This is a genomic window from Enterococcus sp. R12, from assembly GCF_058135755.1.
In genome coordinates this window covers 3,196,115-3,215,312 of record NZ_CM176874.1, presented here as the reverse complement: position 1 = coordinate 3,215,312, position 19,198 = coordinate 3,196,115, and the positions used below count along the sequence as shown (strand labels likewise).

Here is a 19,198-nt window from a genome sequence, read left to right as displayed (position 1 = left end):
TACTATATAAGAACTGCAGGTTAGACAGGAGTCCCATGCTTAGAACGTTTGTCCGCAAGGCTTTGGGTGCGTGACGAAACGTTAACAGCGACTTCTGTCTGCCTTTTTGATAGCACAAAAAAGAAAAGCAGGAGGCGGAATGAATGGCAAAAGAAGTTATATTGACCGGGCCCAATGTCATCAAATTGGTCGCTCATTATATGAGTGAAGAGCATGTTGCCTTTGTCCAAAAAGCATTAGATTACGCGACAGAAGCCCATAAAGAACAATTCCGTAAATCCGGCGAGCCTTACATTATTCATCCAATCCAAGTTGCGGGGATCTTGGCAGAATTGCAGATGGATCCTCATACCGTTGCAACTGGTTTTTTGCATGATGTCGTCGAAGATACCGATGTGACGTTAGCCGATCTGAAAGAAGAATTCGGTGCCGATGTAGCGATGCTAGTGGATGGCGTGACCAAGCTGGGTAAGATCAAGTATAAATCTCATGAAGAACAATTAGCAGAAAATCATCGGAAAATGTTGATCGCCATGGCGCAAGATTTACGGGTCATCATGGTCAAACTGGCTGACCGTTTACATAATATGCGTACGTTGAAACATCTGCGGGAAGACAAACAGCGCCGCATCGCCCAAGAAACGATGGAAATCTATGCCCCATTGGCTCATCGTTTAGGGATCAGCCGCATCAAATGGGAATTAGAAGATATTTCTTTGCGTTATTTGAATCCACAGCAATATTACCGAATCGTGCATTTGATGCAGACAAAGCGAGAAGAACGGGAATCCTACGTTTCTGAAACCGTAGAAGAGATTCGAATCGCCACCGAGGAACTAGATATCTATGCTGAGATCTATGGCCGACCAAAGCATATTTACTCAATCTATCGCAAGATGAAAGACCAAAAGAAACAGTTCAATGAAATCTATGATTTGTTGGCGATCCGAGTGATCGTTGACTCCATCAAAGATTGTTATGCGGTTTTGGGAACGATCCATACAAAATGGAAACCAATGCCTGGGCGGTTCAAGGATTATATCGCGATGCCAAAAGCCAACATGTACCAATCGCTGCATACGACGGTCATTGGTCCCAAAGGCAATCCTGTCGAGATCCAAATTCGGACCCATGAAATGCATGAGATCGCTGAATTTGGGGTTGCTGCGCACTGGGCCTATAAAGAAGGCAAGACCGAAAAAGTCAGAGCCGACAAGATGACCCAACAAGTTGGCTGGTTCCGAGAAATCTTGGAACTACAAGATGAAAGCTATGATGCTTCTGAATTTATGGAAGGTGTCAAAGGCGATATTTTCAGCGACAAAGTCTATGTATTTACGCCAAAAGGTGATGTGACGGAGTTGCCTCAAGGCTCCAGTCCCCTGGATTTTGCCTATAGCATCCATACCGACATCGGTAACAAAACCACCGGCGCCAAGGTCAACGGCAAGATGGTCCAATTGGACTACAAGCTAAAAAATGGGGACATTATCGAGATCTTGACCTCACCAAATTCCTTTGGTCCAAGCCGCGACTGGGTCAAACTAGTGGCTACCAGCAAAGCGAAGAACAAAATCAAACGATTTTTTAAAGCCCAAGATCGTGATGAAAACATCATCAAAGGGCATGAGGCAGTGGTTCGTACCTTACAAGATATGGGCTTTGTGCCAAAAGAATTTTTGACGAAAAGCAAAATGGCGGAAGCTTGCGAACGGTTCAACTACCAAACAGAAGATGATCTATTTGCCTCTGTCGGCTATGGGGAAGTTAGTCCCACAACGCTAGCCAACCGCTTGACCGAAGAAGAACGGCGCGAGAAACAAATCGAGAAGCAAAAGCAGCAAGTCCAAGAGATGATCAATCAACCGACGAAAAAAGAACCAGAAAAAATGAAGGTTCGTCACGAAGGCGGCATTGTCATTGAAGGGGTCGATAACTTGTTGATCCGTATCTCCCGCTGCTGCAATCCGGTCCCTGGAGATTCGATCGTCGGCTACATTACCAAAGGCCGAGGAATCTCGATCCACCGTAGCGATTGTCCCAATGTTCAAAACAAAGACGCCGCGAACCGTTTGATCGATGTTGAGTGGGAAGATGCCACCGACATCAACAAAGAATACGATGCCGATCTTGAGATCTACGGCTATGATCGTTCTGGGTTGCTCAATGATGTCTTACAGACAGTCAACACTGTCACGAAGCGCTTAGTGAGTGTCGAAGCCAAAACCAACAAAGACAAAATGGCAACGATCCGCATCACGGTGGCGATTCAGAATTTGACTCATTTGAAATCGATCGTTGATAAGATCAAGCAGATTCCAGATGTTTACAGCGTCAGACGTACGAAGGGATGAGAAAGAATGCGGGCAGTGATTCAGCGAGTCAGTCAAGCAAGTGTGTCGATTGAGGAGACTATCGTCGGTGCGATCCAACAAGGGTTTATGGTTTTATTGGGGATCACCCATGAGGATACAGGCGACGATGTGGCTTATCTCGTAAGAAAAATCAAAAATCTGCGGGTTTTTGAAGACGAAGAAGGTAAAATGAATCGGTCACTGGAAAGTATAAATGGCGCCGTCTTGAGTATTTCACAGTTCACCCTCTATGGGGAGACCAAGAAAGGCAATCGCCCCAGCTTCATTCAAGCGGCACCGCCAAGTATTGCGATCCCGCTTTATGAAGCTTTTAATGAAGGCTTAAAAGCAGAAGGGATCACTGTTGCTACTGGAAAATTTGGTGCAGATATGCAAGTCGCCTTGGTCAATGATGGCCCGGTGACGATTGTGATCGATACGAAAGAAAAATAAGTGATACAAAACGAAGGATTTTCTCGCTGGGAAAGAGTGAGAGAATTCCTTCGTTTTTTTATACTCTCGAAAGCGCCAAGCATTTTTGATGGAATCCAAGTAAAATTTAAGTTGAAATCGGGAAATCTTACAAAACTGTTAGCAAAAATCCCATTCTTTTATTTGTTATTTAACATCTTTTTCTTGTTCTTTTATAAGGGTTTTTAAATGGAAATATCGTTTGTACTCGTTTTTTAATATTTAAAATTCGAAAAACGCCCCTTTATTGCGATTGTTCTTGAGGGAGAAGTATGGAATAATTGTTAAAAAATAATGTCACTGGAGGAAAAAACAATGAACTTTTGGCAGCGTGCATTAAAAAGTATCACCAGAAGAAAAGGGAAATCATTTATTTTATTTTTAGTTCTATTTATTCTAGGCAATGTGATCGCTGGTGCTGTAGCAATTCAACAATCCACTGCCAACGTGGAGCGAGAGACGAAACGCAAAATGGGGAACGTAGCTACGGTGGAAATGGATTGGGAAGGTTTTGATAAAGACCATGCGGATGTTTCGGAGGAAGAACGGTCGCAAGAGGATTTTTATCCCAAACCACCAGCGCTGGATGTTTATAAGCAAATCGGTCAGTTAAGCTATGTCAAACAATATGACTATCAAATGATGGGCAGTTTAGAAACGAAAGAACTGAAAGCGTATGTACCAGAAGATGGTTCAATACAGATGGGCGGTCAATATTTCACATTGAAAGGCGGCAATTTGACACAGCCAATAGATATGCAAGAAGGGTTGATTCGTCTCGATGAAGGCGAAGGCCTAACGGAAAAAGATTTAAATGAACTGACGAATGCGGTATTGATCAGTAAAGAAGTTGCTGAACTGAATAACTTGAGCGTTGGTGATCAGTTGGTTTGGGATATCCGGACAGATATCATGATGGGCGGTGGAAGCGAGATCGTGGATGACGAAGAAAACGATGGCACAGAAGAAACTAGTGATGACAGCAACAGTGCCAGCTTTGATTATCCTGTGACGATCGCTGGAATTTTTTCGGTAGTTAAAAAAGATCAGAGCAATCAAAATGATTCATCGGATCAAAGTGGTAGTCAAAACTCCGATACGATATGGCAAGTGATGGATCAAATCAATACGTTTTATGCTAGTAATAATCTAGTCCTCGATTACACTAAGATTCAAGCAGAGAAGGTTTGGGGTGAAACAATCGATGAAGATGCAGATAACTTTTATCAACCGGTCTTTGTCCTAAATTCAACGGATGACGTCGAAGCCTTTAAACAAGAAGCTGGTGCGTTATTGCCCCAATACTACCGCGTCGTTGCCAATACGGATCAATACGAGCAGATCGCCGGTGGTTTTACTCGTTTAGGAGTGATCGCAAATTACATCGTGATCATTGCATCGATCGCTACCATCTTTATCATTTCCTTAGTGGTCTTGCTTTTCTTACGAGATCGGAAACAAGAATTAGGCATCTATCTTTCCTTGGGGGAAAGTCGTGGGAAAGTCATTGGTCAGATCGTGATTGAAGTCTTGCTGGTTAGTTTAGCCGCACTGCTATTGTCCTTAGTGACCGGGAACTTATTAGGTGGTGCCGTTTCAAATACCTTGATGCAAAACGATTGGATGAGCAATCAAAATGAGATGGGCGGTGTTTATTATGGCAGTATGATGGCAGCTAATATTGATTACATGGATATCAAAAATGCTTATCAAGTATCCTTCTCAGCCGGCTACATCATCACGTATCTGCTGTTAGGTCTAGGAACTGTCTTACTCTCAGCGATTTTACCGCTATTGTATATTTTACGCTTGAATCCAAAGAAAATCATGATGTAGGAGGAACCAACGATGACTTTATTAGAAACGAAAGCAGTCGATTACTATTACCAAGACGGCGATCAGCGCCGCTATATACTGAAAGAGACCTCTGTTTCTTTTGAAAAAGGGACTTTCTATGCCATCTTAGGACAATCTGGTTCGGGAAAAACGACGTTTTTATCCTTGATCAGTGCGTTGGATAGTCCGAAAAGCGGTCAAGTACTTTATGAAGGCACCGATATCGAAAAAATCGGGCATGAGAATTATCGCCGCGACGACATCAGTATCATTTTCCAAAGCTATAATCTGATTCCCTATTTGAGTGCAGTCGAAAATGTCTTAGTGCCGATGGCGATTACGAAAAATCAGCTGCCAGACAATCAACGAGAAGTGGCGTACAATTTGCTGGATTATATAGGCATCACTAAAGAAAAAGCCGATCGTCTCGTCAATCAATTATCTGGTGGGGAACAACAACGGGTAGCGATCGCCCGGGCGTTAGCCACCAATGTCGATATCATTTTAGCAGACGAACCAACCGGGAATTTGGATGAAGAAATGGAACAAGAAATCATCGATATCTTTAAAGAGCTGGCACACGTCCACAACAAATGTGTGATCGTCGTGACCCACGCCAACGAGATCGCTCAACAAGCGGATGAAGTATTGTATTTACGTAAAGGTGTGTTGAGCAAACATGAGTGATTTTTTATCAAATTTTAGCCCGGACAACTATGATGGCAAAAAGAAACCCACGCCCGATCACGAGAAAAAACCCAGCGAACCTGTCGGAGATCAAAACGCAAGTAGCGCGGAGCAAGCGGGCAAACCAGCAGAGCCGACGACGGTTCACCAATCAGAAGAGTCGACCGCTAGTGAGCCACTGAGTCGTTCGGCAGCCCGTCAACAAACACAGACGACTGAAGCAAAAGCGGCGAGTTCTTCGACGGAGAAGGTAGCATCAAAGGAACCAGTCAGCCGGTTTGGGAAAGAAGAAACGGAATTTGATCCGACCTACAAAAAGCGTAAGCAGAAAAAAATCTTGCTGATTGCCCTACTGACCGCCTTGGCGGTTGCCGTGATTGGGATCGTCTACTATCAAATGACCCATGTGAAGGTGCCAGATTTCACTGCCCAAGATCTGTCAGAAGCGCGGACGTGGGGCATGGAAGAAGGCGTCGCTATCAAAGTAGAGCAAGAATATGATTTTGACAAAGACGTCAACCAAGTGATTGACCAAAGTGTTGATCCTGACAAAAAGATCAAGAAGGGTGCCACATTGACGCTGACGGCGAGTCTCGGGCCTGATCCTGAAGAACGCTTAGAGCTGCCAGATTTTTCAGCGATGCAAGTGACCGAAGCAAAAGAATGGATCGCCAGCAATAAAGCCGAGAACCTCTCTTTGATCGAACAATTTGACGACAGCGTAGCAGCAGAAGCCTTTATTAAACAAGAGGCGGCCAACAAAGAGCTTGATTTGGCGGAATACAAACGCAAAGACCGTTTGAGTGTCTATTATTCAAAAGGGAAAGAAGTCTTTGAAAAAAATATTGAAGTACCTGATTTTACGGGCAAAGCCAAGAGTGAAGCTTCTGAATGGGCGAAAAAGAATGACTTGAAATACAAAGAAGAAACCGTCTTTTCTGACAGTGTCGCCCTGGATCTGGTGGTTTCACAAGAACCAGTCAAAGGCAGCAAACTCGCGAAAAAAGATGAATTTGTGGTGAAGGTCTCAAAAGGCCAAGCATTGACCGTTCCAGATTTTTCACAATACACGATCGAAGAAGCCCAAGGACTAGAATCGAAAATCCCGCTGCAAGTCAGCACAGTCTATTCCGATCAAGTGGCGTATGGTAGTTTCTTGAGCCAGTCGGAAGAAGCAGGCAAAGAATACAGCGAAAGCGATACTTTGCCAACCGTCAAAGTCGTCTACTCATTAGGCCGACCATATTTAAAAGACATCCGTTTCCAAGCAACGGAAGGCGACTTGCCAAAACTACTCTTTGATGAATACAAATCAAAAGGCGCCAATGTCTATTATGAAATCTACTATGTCGATTCGGCGGAACCAAAAGGAACCGTTGTTGAAATGAGCCGCTACGGCGAGTTTATTCCCCTAGAAACGTGGATCACCATCGGGATCAGCCGCGGCAATCTGCAAGGCAGTACCCAAACACCGCCGGCAGATGATGGCGGTGACGATGTCGATGAACCGATCAGTACCGCTGGTTCAAACGCTACCGAATAATCCTTACTAAGTGCTTTTTCAAACCGCATCAAAAAAGCAAGCACCCTTCTTTTTGGAAGGGTGCTTTTTACTTACTAATTGTAAAAAAAACACAAGCGAGCCGCTTGAAATCGCTGGGTCGATAAAGTAAACTTGATGGTAACGATAAAAAATGGCTCCGCAGTGCCATCTATAGAAGGGACGAAACAAATGATAAAAAAATTACTCGCGAATGTTGGCAGCTATAAGAAGGACAGCTTGCTGACCCCTGTGTATGTAGCAGGAGAGGTTGCCTTAGATGTCATTATGCCCCTGATCATGGCCATGATGATCGACCAAGGGATCGAAAAAGGAGACGCCGGTGTGATTCTAAGAGATGGCGGCTTGCTTTTTTTATGTTCCTTGATCGCATTACTTTTAGGAACGCTTGGCGGACGAACGGCAGCGATCGCTTCGGCTGGTTTTGCCCGCAACCTGCGGCACAATCTGTTTCGCCGAATCCAAGATTTTTCCTTTTCAAACATTGACCGCTTTTCTTCCTCCAGTTTGATCACCCGCTTGACCACTGACGTGACCAATGTCCAAAATGCTTACCAAATGATTATTCGTATTCTGGTCCGTAGTCCGTTAGTTCTGATTTTTTCACTTGCAATGGTTAGCACCATCAGTCCAGAACTTATGACGATCTATCTGGTTGTTTTACCGATCTTAGCGATTGGCCTGGCTTTAGTTATACGTTTTGCCCACCCGCTGTTTCTAAAAGTATTCCGCATTTATGACCGCCTGAATAATGTGGTGCAAGAAAATTTACAAGGGGTTCGCGTCGTGAAATCGTATGTCCGGGAAGAACAGCAAGAAGAACTGTTTGGCGAAGTGTCCACCGATGTTTATCGGAATTTCACGCTTGCGCAACGAATCGTCTCTTTCAACATGCCATTGATGCAATTTTCTGTCTATACGTGTATGCTGCTCCTGTCATGGTTTGGTGCTCAGCTGATCGTGGAACAAAGCAGCCTGACCACTGGGGAGTTAGTCAGCATGTTCAACTACACGATGCAGATTTTGATGAGCTTGATGATGATGTCGATGGCTTTCGTGCAGATTTTGATCGCACGAACGTCGGCAGAACGGGTCGTAGAAGTATTAGATGAAGAAAGTGACTTGAAAAATCCCGCCGATCCTGTCAAAGAGATCAAAGACGGCTCCATCGTTTTTGAGAATGTCGGCTTTAGTTACGCCAATGACAAAAACAAGCTGGCGCTGACGGATGCAAATCTGCGTATCGAATCCGGGGAAGTCATTGGAGTCATTGGCGGGACCGGGAGCGGAAAATCCACCCTCGTCCAGCTGATCCCGCGCTTATATGATGTGATCGAAGGGCGTGTCATCGTCGGCGGTCATGATGTTCGCGACTATGATTTAGAAGCATTGCGGGACCAAGTAAGTATGGTCTTGCAAAACAATGTCCTTTTCAGCGGCACCATCAACGACAATTTACGTTGGGGCAATGAAGAGGCGTCGGATGAAGAGATCCAGCGCGTGGCAACGATCGCACAAGCCGATCCCTTCATTCAAGAATTTCCTGATAAATATGAAACGCAGATCTCACAAGGAGGAAACAATGTTTCTGGTGGACAAAAACAACGGTTGACGATTGCTCGTGCCTTGTTGAAGAAACCGAAAATCTTGATTCTCGATGATTCTACCAGTGCCGTCGATACCAAAACCGACCGCAGTATTCGTGAAGGCTTGAAACGAGAAATCCCGGGAACGACGACGATCATTATTTCCCAACGGATCAATTCGATCGAAGATGCAGATCGGATCATCGTAATGGATGATGGCAAAATCAACGGCATCGGTACCCATGAAGAATTATTGGCAAACAATGCCATCTATCAAGAAGTGTACCATTCGCAGCAGAAAGGATTTGGTGAAGGTGAAGAATAGACAAGCAGCAAATCCCAAGCGCACATTGAAACGCTTATTGCGGACGATGTTTGGCGACTACAAAGGACAACTCCTATTCGTCGTTGTTATGATCTTATTAAGTGCCTTTGCCAACGTTCGCGGTTCGTTGTTTTTACAAGTCGTGATCGACGATCATATCACACCGCTTTTAGGGCAAGCCAATCCTGATTTTGGCGGCTTGTTTCGGGCGATCGTTCAAATGGCGATCATCTACCTGATTGGGATCTTGGCCGCACTGATCTATAACTTTATGATGGTCAAGATCAGTGAAGGAACGCAGAAAAAAATCCGTGACCAAATGTTTACGCATATGCAGTCTCTACCCGTCGGTTACTTTGATGCCCGCTCAGATGGCGACATCATGAGTCACTTTACCAACGATACGGATACGTTGCGCCAAATGATCTCCCAAAGTATTCCCAACTTGATGATGGCGGCGGTAACCTTTTGTTCTGTCTTTATCGCCATGTTCTCCATCAGTGTCCCATTGACTTTGTTCGTGATGCTGTCGATTATTTTGATGCTGAATGTGATCCGCATCATTTCTCGCCGCAGCGGCCGCTTCTTTGGCGCACAGCAACGAGATTTAGGCGCTGTCAACGGGTATATCGAAGAAATGATGCACGGGCAAAAAGTCGTCAAGATCTTCAATCATGAAAAAATCGTCATGGAAGAATTTGATGCCTTAAATGACCAACTACAAGAAAGTGCCACTAAAGCCAATGTCAATGCCAATACCTTGATGCCGATCATGATGAACTTACTGAATGTCCAATATGTCTTGATCGCCATCATTGGGGGCCTGTTTGCCATCAATGGTGTTTCTGGCCTAACGGTCGGGATGATCGCTTCTTTCTTGCAGCTGAGCCGTTCATTAAATGGTCCTATCAGCCAGGTGTCACAACAAATCAACTTTGTGATCATGGCGTTAGCTGGTGCCGAGCGGATCTTCCATCTATTAGATGAAACGCCAGAAATCGATCATGGCTACGTCACACTGGTCAATGCCAAATGGTCGCAAGGTCAGCTAGTTGAAACCAAAGAACGAACAGGCACGTGGGCGTGGAAACATCCCCACGAGGATGGAACCATTACTTATACGGAAGTGACGGGAGACGTGCGATTTGAAGATGTTGATTTCGGCTATGTCGACAATCAACTGGTCTTACATGATATCAATCTGTATGCAGAGCCTGGGCAAAAAGTTGCTTTTGTCGGTGCCACAGGTGCTGGTAAGACAACGATCACCAATTTGATCAATCGGTTCTACAACATCCAAGACGGGAAGATTCGTTATGATGGCATCAATATTGAAAAAATCCATCTTGAATCCTTGCGCCGCTCCTTAGGGATCGTGTTGCAAGACACCCATTTGTTTACTGGAACGATTCGCGAGAATATTCGCTTCGGAAAACTGGATGCTAGTGATGAAGAAGTGCTGGCAGCTGCGAAATTAGCCAATGCCGACATGTTTATCAACCACTTGCCAGAAAAATACGACACCGTGATCACGGGCGATGGCGAAGGGCTTTCCCAAGGGCAACGTCAGCTGTTGGCAATTGCGCGGGCAGCGATCGCTGATCCGCCAGTGATGATCTTAGACGAAGCCACCTCAAGCATCGATACCCGTACAGAGCGGATCGTCCAATCAGGGATGGACCGTTTGATGTCTGGACGGACCGTGTTTGTGATTGCCCATCGATTGTCTACGATCCAAAACTCCGATGCCATCATGGTGATGGATCATGGCCGTATCATTGAGCGGGGGACTCATGAAACGCTATTGGCGGAAAAAGGCACCTATTATCAGCTCTATACTGGAAAAATCGAATTGGATTGATCCTGCCATGGCTACGGCTTGAAGCTGCAGCGACTGGCGATCTACCTATTTTTCCCTTGTTTGCAACGTCCGATTGGCAGTAAGCCAGTCGGTTTTTTTTGCGCAGCTCGAAAAAATGGTATACTGTCACTGAGACAGCCGCACAACGGCGGCAGCACGTCAGCAGTTGTGCTGCGAAAAATGGATTCCATGAGGTGAAAACATGAAACTAGCATTGGCAAAGATCGTTTTAGATGATGAGTGGTATGAAGTGGTCCAATCGGAAAAAGGGCTAGTTTATTTTGGTCGGCAGCAGGATCATCATGAATTACTCAAGTTCTTTCCATTGGCTGAAATCAGTAGTACAGCTGACCTTGATCCAGTAATTGAAGCGCAGCTGCAAGCTTATTTTGCAGGGGAACCAGTGACATTTACTTTTGCGTTTGATTTTGTCGGGACACCGTTTCAACAAACCGTTTGGCATGCACTGACCCAAATTCCTTATGGACAAACCACTACGTATAGTGACTTGGCGCTGCGCATTCAACGACCGACTGCTGTCCGCGCTGTCGCAAATGCAGTGGGGCGTAACCCGATGATGATCGTGGTTCCTTGTCATCGTGTGTTAGGAAAAAACGGTCGCTTGACTGGGTACAGGGGCGGGTTAGCAACCAAACGCCGACTACTGCAACTGGAAGGGATTCCGTTTAAAGAGTAAGGGAAGCAAACTATTTATAGTAAAAAATACTAAAAAGCAATATCATTTCCTTTTTTCTCTGGTATAATAAAATTGATTCCGGTTACAAGAAGGGGTGGAGGAAATGAACATCGTTGATTTGCAAAATGGTTCTGATATTCGAGGAATTGCGATCGCAACAGAAAAAGAGCAGGTGACACTGACAGAGCAAGCGGTTCGGCAAGTTGCTTCGGGCTTGCGCAACTGGTTGGCAACAAAGGGCAGCGGTCCTTTTCGCGTGGCAGTCGGTCGTGACAGTCGCTTGAGTGGCGAAGCACTGCAAGAAGTGTTGATGGCACAGCTGCAGCAAGAAGGCGTGGCAGTGATCGATTGCGGCTTGGCAACGACACCTGCCATGTTTATGAGTACACAGTTTGCGGATTTCGACTGTGATGCTGGTGTGATGCTGACAGCGAGTCATTTGCCTTATTACTTTAATGGAATAAAAATTTTCAGCCGCCAAGGCGGTGCCGAAAAAACGGATATCCACTATATTTTGACCCACACTACCGTTCATGAGGCAGCGGAAAAAGGAAGCTATCAGCAAAAAGACTTGCTGACGCCTTATGCCCAAGATCTACTGCAAAAAATTCGCCAAGGGATGGGAACCAATGAGGAAAAACCTTTGGCTGGATTAAAGATCATTGTTGATGCAGGCAATGGTGCCGGCGGCTTTTTTGCTGAAAAAGTATTGCTGACGCTGGGAGCAGATACGAATGGCTCGCAATTTTTAGAACCGGATGGGCATTTTCCCAATCATATCCCGAATCCAGACAATAAAGAGGCAATGGCAAGTATTCGCGAAGCCGTCTTGCGGGAACAAGCTGATTTAGGCATTATTTTCGATACCGATGTCGACCGCTCGGCCGTCGTGACCAAAAGCGGTGAGCCCTTGAACCGCAACAATATGATCGCTGTATTAAGCAAGATCATCTTAGCGGAACACCCTGGCACGCGTATCGTCACCAATTCGCCAACCTCTAATCATTTAAAAACCTTTATCGAAGCACTGGGAGGGCAGCAAGTACGCTATATTTCTGGCTACCGCAATGTGATCAACAAAGCGATCGAATTGAATGAAGCAGGACTGGACACACAGTTAGCCATCGAAACCAGCGGGCATGCCGCGTTTAAAGAAAATTTCTTTTTAGATGACGGGGCGTACGTGATCGCCAAGCTCTTGATGATGCTGCCACAATTGCAACAGCAAGGCACGACACTGGATGAGCTGATCGCGGCGTTGCAACAACCCGACGAGACCCAAGAATTGCGCTTTGCGATCCAACAAGCCGACTATCAAGACTATGGTCGCCAAGTGATCGCGGATTTAGCCGATCATTTGGTTCCAGGCTGGCAGATCGATCCAGAAAATGAGGAAGGCATTCGCATCAACTTGACAGCGCCCTATGGCCAAGGCTGGTTCTTGCTGCGAATGAGTCTGCACGAACCACTGCTGGTGCTGCAGATCGAAAATGATGAAGCGGGTCATCTACCGGCAGTCGTTCAAGCGATCGGTCGCTTCCTATCGCAGTATGAAGCCATCGATCAAAGCAAACTGACACAGTTTTTAGCACAGCAACCAAAAATTTGAAGAAAAGCAGGGAACTAAAATGGTGATCTTGATGCTGCTGATCATGGCAGTGACGTATGGTGTGAATTTTTTCTTGTTTCGTTACTTGAACAAACGACCAAAAATCGATGTCGTTGAACGGTTATCGATGTTATTAGGTGTCAACATGAGTGTGCTTTTTTTCGATGGAATCTTATTGTTTATCGGTAAATTACTGATCGAGACGGTAGAGATCATCGAATAACCCAATAGACATTTTTGCTTTGCCTCGCCACTGGCTTCTACCGTCAGTGGCGAGGTTTTTTAGGGTTTGCTAAAAACGGCGATTAATGTTCGCATTCGTTTTTGATATTTGATAAAGTAAAGAGGAGAAAATTACACAAAGTGAGGGAATTCACGGATATGGCAAAAATAATGGTAGTAGAAGATGAAGCGGTGATTCGCCAACTGATTATCGAAGAACTAGAAAAATGGCAGTTTGAGACCTTTGGCACGACGGATTTCCATCAAGTGTTGACTGACTTTGAAGAACAAGAGCCCCAACTGATTTTACTGGATATCAACTTGCCGGTTTTTGATGGCTACTATTGGTGTCAAAAAATCCGCGAAGCTTCCAAAGTACCAATCATTTTTATTTCTAGCCGCAATACCAATATGGATATGATCATGGCCATGAATATGGGAGCGGACGATTTTGTGACAAAACCTTTTGAGATCGACGTTCTGATTGCAAAAATCAATGCGCTGCTGCGCCGTTCCTACAACTATGTAGAAAGCAGCAGTGAAACGTTAGTGCATAACGGTTTGACCCTCAATATCGACAACAGCAGCATGTATATCAATGGCGAAAGCATCGATCTTAGCAAAAACGAATACCGCCTGCTGTATATTTTAATGAAAAATCACGGCAAGATTTTAAGTCGGGAAAAACTCTTGCGGGCCTTATGGGATGACGAGCGATTTGTAGACGACAATACCTTGACGGTCAATATCAATCGTTTGCGACGAAAAATCGAACAAGCGGGGATGAACGGCTACATTGAGACCAAGGTTGGTCAAGGGTATATCGTACCATGACAAAGTGGCGAGTTTTGCGCAGTTTTTTGAAAGATCGTTGGCTGCTGTTTATCGGTTGGCTAGTCTTTTTCGTGTTGACGGTCTTAGTTTTTTGGCTGACTCCTCATTCCCCGATGGATTGGGGCACAGTCGGCTATCTCTTTTTGATGCAAAGTGTCTTGATGGTGTTCTTTTTAGCAGTCAGCTACTTATCTAAGCGGCGTTTTTGGCAAAAAATCACCCCAAAGCCTGGAGACAGCTTGCTGCAAAACTACTTGCAAGGAGCACGCTCGGCGGAAGAAGAACGGATCGAATCCTACATCAATCAGTTGATCCGAGAGCACCAAGAATTGATGCAGCAAGTCGTCAGCAATCAAGAAGAACAAAAGGAATACATCGATTCGTGGGTCCATGAGATCAAAGTCCCTTTAGCTGCATCACGATTGCTTTTGCATTCGATCGAATTTGATATTCCCGATGAAAAATTCATCTTACTAGAAAATGAATTGAACCGCATGAACGAATACGTCGAGCAAGTCTTATACGTCGCCCGCTTGGACAGCTTTTCAAAAGATTATCTGGTGCAAGAAATTTCATTGAAAGCCGTCATCCAGCCAGTTTTACGCAGTCAGGCCAATTATTTTATCCAAAAGAACCTGCACTATGCCGTTGAAGGCGAGGATCAGCAAGTGTTGACCGATGAAAAATGGCTCGGCTTTATCTTTCGACAGCTGGTCAGCAATGCCGTGAAGTACACACCACAAAATGGGCAGCTGACGATTCGGATCGAAAAAGATGCCCAAGGGACCTATCTCCACTTGCAAGATAGTGGGATTGGCATTCCTAAAGAAGACATGCGGCGCATCTTTGATAAAGGCTTTACGGGCGAAAATGGGCGCCAAACGGACACCCACTCGACGGGATTGGGGCTCTTTTTAGCGAAAAGTTTGGCGAAGGAATTAGGCATCGAGCTAACGGCTTCGTCGACAGTTGGAAAAGGAACCACCATGACGCTGTTCTTTCCATTGTTGAGTTATTATGAGGAAAAACGCTAATCTGCTTTTTTTCGAGTATCTTTTTGTGTTTTTTGACAAAAATCACTTGTCCCTAGAACGTTTTCACTGATACACTAAAGCCTGTGTTTAAAATTGAATGGTAAGGATGAATGAAATGGAGATACTCGTTGCATTAGTACCAATGTTTGCGTGGGGCAGCATTGGTTTAGTAAGTGCCAAACTTGGCGGGGATGCGAACCAGCAAACGCTTGGAATGACGATTGGTGCCTTTTTCTTTTCTCTGGTCGTATTTTTTGTGACGATGCCAGTGATTGATGGAAAGGTGATTTTGATCGGTCTTTTGTCTGGTCTTTTTTGGTCCGTCGGTCAAAATGGTCAATTCCATGGCATGAAATATTTAGGTGTGTCTGTTGGACTGCCGCTTTCAACCGGCATGCAGCTGATTTTAAATACAGTCGCTGGTGCATTGTTTTTTGCAGAATGGACACAGACCCGCGATTATGCACTAGGTGTTAGCGCATTGATCTTGTTGGTGATCGGGGCGTATCTGACCGCTCGTCAAGATGGCGAAAGTCCGGTAGAAGCTGGCAGCAAGATGCTTGATTTTCCTAAAGGATTTCGGGCATTGATTTCATCAACGATCGGTTACGGCGCCTATACGATTTTGATTACTTGGGCAGGATTGGACCCCTTGGCGATTATTTTGCCACAAAGTGTCGGCATGCTGATCGGTGCCAGCCTATTTGCTTTAAGAAAGACGAAGGTCGACCGTTTTGTAGGGAAAAATACTTTGTCAGGGTTGTTATGGGGCATCGGAAATGTCTGCATGCTGATCACGGTTCAGCAAGTCGGACTCGCGGTGGGCTTCTCATTGTCGCAGATGGGGATCATCATTTCAACGCTAGGCGGGATTTTTATTCTCGGCGAAAAGAAAACCAAGAAAGAACTGCGTTATGTGGTGATTGGTTGTCTGCTGGTGATTATCGGTGGTGTTTTGCTGGGGTATATGAAAGCAACATAAACTTATATTTTTGAGGAGGAGTTATGGATTTATTTCGAAAAAAAGTCATACAACGGGAAAGTGTGACGAATTTAAAAAAAGAGTTGAAGTTAAAAGATTTGATTATGTTGGGGATCGGCGCCATTATCGGCACAGGTATCTTTGTTGTTACAGGGACTGCTTCTGCTGAGTATGCCGGACCGGCATTGATTCTTTCCTTTGTTGTAGCTGGTATCGTTGTTGTGTTATCAGGGCTTTCTTTTGCGGAATTTGCTTCTCGGATCCCTGTTTTAGGGGGCGCCTATTCGTATCTGTATGTCGTTTTTGGTGAATTTACCGCGTGGCTGGCAGGCTGGTTTTTGATTTGCGAGTTCTTATTGGCCGTTTCTTCGGTGGCATCTGGCTGGTCAGGCTATGTGCAAGGCTTCTTGGCCAGTGCGGATATCCATTTACCAACCGCTTTGACGGGCGGTTATGATCCAAGCAAGGGGACCTACATTGATCTGATTGCTGGTTTAGTCATTATTTTCGTAACCTTGTGGGTCAGCCAAGAAGCGAAAAAAGCGTTGCGTTTGAATAATGCCATGGTATGGGTGAAATTCGGCGTGATCCTCTTGTTTATCGTCTTTGGTGCCTTTTTCGTGGAACCAGACAACTGGCAGCCCTTTATGCCCTTTGGTTTTTCAGGCGTCTTTAATGGTGCAGCGTTAGTCTTCTTTGCTTTTCTTGGCTTTGATGCCGTCGCAATGGCGGCGGAAGAAGTTGAAGATGCAAAGAAAAATGTCCCTCGGGGGATCATTGGGTCCATTGCGATCGCAACAGTCCTTTATATCATTGTCACACTGATCATGACGGGAATCGTGCCGTTTGCTGAATTAGGAGTCAATGATCCGGTGGCTTTTGCGATGCGTTATGTCGGTCATGGAGTGGTCGGATCAATCATTTCCGTAGGGGCGATCTTGACCTTATTAACAGTGACGATCGCTATGATGTACTCTTTGGCGCGTCTGTTATATGCCATCAGTAAAGATGGGTTATTGCCAAAAGCCATGCAAGCCATCGATCCTAAGCATAAAACACCAAAGAAAGCGACCTACATCGCTGGTGTTTTTGCTTTCTTCTTTGCGGCAGCTTTCCCGTTGAATATCTTGGCAGAATTGACCAACATTGCGGCATTGTCGTATATGATCTTAATGTCCTTAGGGATCATCAAGCTGCGGAAGATGATGGGGCCACCTGCTAAAGGTGAATTTAAAGTACCCCTAGTACCGTTATTGCCTTTGTTGTCCGTTGCCAGCTGTCTCTTCTTGATGACCCGTCTGCAAACGGCGACCTGGATCGTTTTTGGGATCTCTTTAGTGATCGGAATCGCAATCTATTTTGTATATGGCTATCGTAACAGCGAATTAAATGAGAAAATCGACGAATAAGATAGCGAAAAGACAAAGACCCAGATGTGGTCTTTGTCTTTTTTTGTTAACTATAGCATAGCCTCCCAAAGAAATCTTTTGGGAGGTATGTTCTTTTGTCATTCACATTCTGATGAATGCTTGAGTCGATCATTGAAACGACAGTCTTTTTTATCAAACGTTCCCTACGATTCTGCTTTTTTTGAAAAAAATTGCAAATGACAGATTCACTAAAGGTTCATCCAGTATGCTTTTGTTAGAGAAAAAAAGAGAGGATGTTGGCAATTGAATTATATGAAACGAGCATGGTTGAGTGTGACGAGAAAGCGAGGGAAATCTGCGATATTGTTTGCTGTTATTCTGATATTAGGAAATGTGATCGCTGGCGCAATTGCGGTCAATCAATCGACTCAAAATGTCGAAAAGCAGATCAAAAATCAATTAGGCTCGCTGGCAACGATTGAAGTCGATCATGAAGCGATGATGGCAAATAGTGATGGCAGTGCAAGTATGGAGGAGATTCAGCCGTTGCCAGAGGAGCTGATCAAACAGATCGGTGAGCGCTCCGAGGTCAAGCAGTACGATTATTTGCGAGAAGCAACGATTGCTGTTGAAAACTTCAAACCTTATCGTTTTAGTCCTGAAGAGGACGACGACAATGTCATGATTTTCGGAGGAATATCTCCTTGGGTTTATTTAACAGGAACCAATCTCTTAAAGCCGTTGGATTTTGAAGAAGATACGGTGGATTTAACACAGGGACGCTTTTTTACTGAAGAGGAACAGCGCACCGGAAAACGTGTGGGCTTGATATCGGAAGAGATGGCTCAGGAAAACGGCTTGACCGTTGGGGACACTATGGTCTTAGATGGACAGTTTGTCGATTATTCGTCAGGGATGGACCCTGAAAAGCAAAAAGGCAATGATTACCCAATCGAAATCGTCGGGATCTTTAAAAATACCAGCTTAGAAAAAGCAAATAATCAAGGACAAGATGGTATGGCCAGCTCGTTTGCATTTGATGACCGGCCCTTCAATCGTATCTATATGCCGAATGATGCCGTGAAAACGATTGTTGAAGAGGAACGTGCGGGACAGCAAGCGGCGTTTCCAGCGACAGATTTCGGTTCGGGTGAAGATTACTTCACCCCGCAATTTATTTTGAATCAACCAGAAGATGCAGAGCAATTCAAACAAGAGGTGACACCGCTCTTGCCAAATGGCTATAAGGTCAATGCATCTACGGATGAGTATGACCGCGTGGGAACCAGCATGAATCGCTTATCACAGATTTCCTCATATGTCGTAGTGATTGCGGTGATTGCTTCCTTGATTATTATCTCCTTGGTCATTGTCTTGTTTACCCGAGATCGTAAATATGAGTTAGGCATCTACCTTTCGTTAGGGGAACGACGGAAATACGTGTTTGCACAAATCGTGCTCGAACTCCTGTTGATTGGTGTCAGTGCAATGCTGATCTCCTTGGTCACAGGGAATATGCTGGGCAAGATGGTTTCTGAATCTTTGTTATCCAGCAGTATGCTAGAAGCAAATCAAGCAGGGGTGGAGCAATTCTTTGTGGGCGTACCGAAAATCGATCAAGCAACGATCAATGATGCGTTTCGCGTTCAATACACCCTGTCTTATATCATTGTCTTTTTAGCGACCGGGATCGTGACGATCTTGCTTTCGGCAGTGGTGCCGCTGTTATATATATTACGTTTGAATCCGAAAAAAATCATGCTGTAAGG

15 protein-coding genes are annotated in these 19,198 nt (G+C 45.0%); all 15 read left to right on the top strand.

Annotation, left to right across the window (positions count from 1 at the left end; all coding sequences use genetic code 11):
- Positions 1 to 143: 143 nt before the first annotated feature.
- Positions 144 to 2,354 carry a RelA/SpoT family protein gene (locus ACTW1R_RS14865; RefSeq protein ID WP_005227770.1) on the top strand — a complete coding sequence of 737 codons (2,211 nt, stop codon included), beginning with the start codon at positions 144 to 146 and terminating at the stop codon, positions 2,352 to 2,354.
- A gap of 6 nt (positions 2,355 to 2,360) precedes the next feature.
- Positions 2,361 to 2,807 (top strand): D-aminoacyl-tRNA deacylase, encoded by a 447-nt coding sequence (dtd, locus tag ACTW1R_RS14860; RefSeq protein WP_153883733.1) that lies wholly within the window; start codon positions 2,361 to 2,363, stop codon positions 2,805 to 2,807.
- A gap of 312 nt (positions 2,808 to 3,119) precedes the next feature.
- Positions 3,120 to 4,661, top strand: coding sequence for an FtsX-like permease family protein (locus ACTW1R_RS14855; RefSeq protein ID WP_489927310.1), 1,542 nt, complete (start codon positions 3,120 to 3,122; stop codon positions 4,659 to 4,661).
- A 12-nt stretch (positions 4,662 to 4,673) separates the two neighbouring features.
- Positions 4,674 to 5,348, top strand: a complete 675-nt coding sequence (locus tag ACTW1R_RS14850) for an ABC transporter ATP-binding protein (RefSeq protein WP_005227776.1) — start codon at positions 4,674 to 4,676, stop codon at positions 5,346 to 5,348.
- Positions 5,341 to 6,891, top strand: coding sequence for a PASTA domain-containing protein (locus ACTW1R_RS14845; RefSeq protein WP_271813694.1), 1,551 nt, complete (start codon positions 5,341 to 5,343; stop codon positions 6,889 to 6,891). Before ACTW1R_RS14850 ends, ACTW1R_RS14845 begins: the two co-directional genes overlap by 8 nt.
- 189 nt (positions 6,892 to 7,080) lie before the next feature.
- Positions 7,081 to 8,820: an ABC transporter ATP-binding protein gene (locus ACTW1R_RS14840; RefSeq protein WP_010749042.1), complete on the top strand. Its 1,740-nt coding sequence runs from the start codon at positions 7,081 to 7,083 to the stop codon at positions 8,818 to 8,820.
- Positions 8,759 to 10,681: an ABC transporter ATP-binding protein gene (locus ACTW1R_RS14835; protein ID WP_005227782.1), complete on the top strand. Its 1,923-nt coding sequence runs from the start codon at positions 8,759 to 8,761 to the stop codon at positions 10,679 to 10,681. Before ACTW1R_RS14840 ends, ACTW1R_RS14835 begins: the two co-directional genes overlap by 62 nt.
- Before the next feature lie 202 nt (positions 10,682 to 10,883).
- Positions 10,884 to 11,378, top strand: a complete 495-nt coding sequence (locus tag ACTW1R_RS14830; RefSeq protein WP_016609979.1) for a methylated-DNA--[protein]-cysteine S-methyltransferase — start codon at positions 10,884 to 10,886, stop codon at positions 11,376 to 11,378.
- A gap of 103 nt (positions 11,379 to 11,481) precedes the next feature.
- Positions 11,482 to 12,987 carry a phosphohexomutase domain-containing protein gene (locus ACTW1R_RS14825; RefSeq protein WP_167821406.1) on the top strand — a complete coding sequence of 502 codons (1,506 nt, stop codon included), beginning with the start codon at positions 11,482 to 11,484 and terminating at the stop codon, positions 12,985 to 12,987.
- Positions 12,988 to 13,006: 19 nt separating this feature from the next.
- Positions 13,007 to 13,210 (top strand): hypothetical protein, encoded by a 204-nt coding sequence (locus ACTW1R_RS14820; protein ID WP_005227790.1) that lies wholly within the window; start codon positions 13,007 to 13,009, stop codon positions 13,208 to 13,210.
- A 158-nt stretch (positions 13,211 to 13,368) separates the two neighbouring features.
- The gene (gene sapR / locus ACTW1R_RS14815) at positions 13,369 to 14,043 is read left to right on the top strand and encodes a two-component system response regulator SapR (RefSeq protein WP_005227794.1); all 675 of its coding nucleotides are present in this window, start codon (positions 13,369 to 13,371) and stop codon (positions 14,041 to 14,043) included.
- Positions 14,040 to 15,077, top strand: coding sequence for a two-component system sensor histidine kinase SapS (gene sapS / locus ACTW1R_RS14810; protein ID WP_010749047.1), 1,038 nt, complete (start codon positions 14,040 to 14,042; stop codon positions 15,075 to 15,077). Before sapR ends, sapS begins: the two co-directional genes overlap by 4 nt.
- A gap of 115 nt (positions 15,078 to 15,192) precedes the next feature.
- Positions 15,193 to 16,059, top strand: coding sequence for a GRP family sugar transporter (locus ACTW1R_RS14805; protein WP_015510464.1), 867 nt, complete (start codon positions 15,193 to 15,195; stop codon positions 16,057 to 16,059).
- Between the two features lie 23 nt (positions 16,060 to 16,082).
- A complete protein-coding gene (locus tag ACTW1R_RS14800; protein WP_081116932.1) occupies positions 16,083 to 17,468 on the top strand; it encodes an APC family permease in 1,386 nt (461 codons plus the stop codon).
- A gap of 273 nt (positions 17,469 to 17,741) precedes the next feature.
- Positions 17,742 to 19,196, top strand: a complete 1,455-nt coding sequence (locus ACTW1R_RS14795) for an ABC transporter permease (RefSeq protein ID WP_087628197.1) — start codon at positions 17,742 to 17,744, stop codon at positions 19,194 to 19,196.
- Positions 19,197 to 19,198 lie beyond the last annotated feature (2 nt).

Coding starts and splice junctions, on each gene's coding strand:
- ACTW1R_RS14850 (WP_005227776.1), top strand. CDS start 4,674: ATGACTTTATTAGAAACGAAAGCAGTCGATTACTATTACCAAGACGGC.
- ACTW1R_RS14795 (WP_087628197.1), top strand. CDS start 17,742: ATGAAACGAGCATGGTTGAGTGTGACGAGAAAGCGAGGGAAATCTGCG.
- ACTW1R_RS14825 (WP_167821406.1), top strand. CDS start 11,482: ATGAACATCGTTGATTTGCAAAATGGTTCTGATATTCGAGGAATTGCG.
- dtd (WP_153883733.1), top strand. CDS start 2,361: ATGCGGGCAGTGATTCAGCGAGTCAGTCAAGCAAGTGTGTCGATTGAG.
- ACTW1R_RS14840 (WP_010749042.1), top strand. CDS start 7,081: ATGATAAAAAAATTACTCGCGAATGTTGGCAGCTATAAGAAGGACAGC.
- sapR (WP_005227794.1), top strand. CDS start 13,369: ATGGCAAAAATAATGGTAGTAGAAGATGAAGCGGTGATTCGCCAACTG.
- ACTW1R_RS14835 (WP_005227782.1), top strand. CDS start 8,759: ATGCCATCTATCAAGAAGTGTACCATTCGCAGCAGAAAGGATTTGGTG.
- ACTW1R_RS14805 (WP_015510464.1), top strand. CDS start 15,193: ATGGAGATACTCGTTGCATTAGTACCAATGTTTGCGTGGGGCAGCATT.
- ACTW1R_RS14855 (WP_489927310.1), top strand. CDS start 3,120: ATGTCACTGGAGGAAAAAACAATGAACTTTTGGCAGCGTGCATTAAAA.
- ACTW1R_RS14800 (WP_081116932.1), top strand. CDS start 16,083: ATGGATTTATTTCGAAAAAAAGTCATACAACGGGAAAGTGTGACGAAT.
- ACTW1R_RS14865 (WP_005227770.1), top strand. CDS start 144: ATGGCAAAAGAAGTTATATTGACCGGGCCCAATGTCATCAAATTGGTC.
- ACTW1R_RS14845 (WP_271813694.1), top strand. CDS start 5,341: ATGAGTGATTTTTTATCAAATTTTAGCCCGGACAACTATGATGGCAAA.
- sapS (WP_010749047.1), top strand. CDS start 14,040: ATGACAAAGTGGCGAGTTTTGCGCAGTTTTTTGAAAGATCGTTGGCTG.
- ACTW1R_RS14820 (WP_005227790.1), top strand. CDS start 13,007: ATGGTGATCTTGATGCTGCTGATCATGGCAGTGACGTATGGTGTGAAT.
- ACTW1R_RS14830 (WP_016609979.1), top strand. CDS start 10,884: ATGAAACTAGCATTGGCAAAGATCGTTTTAGATGATGAGTGGTATGAA.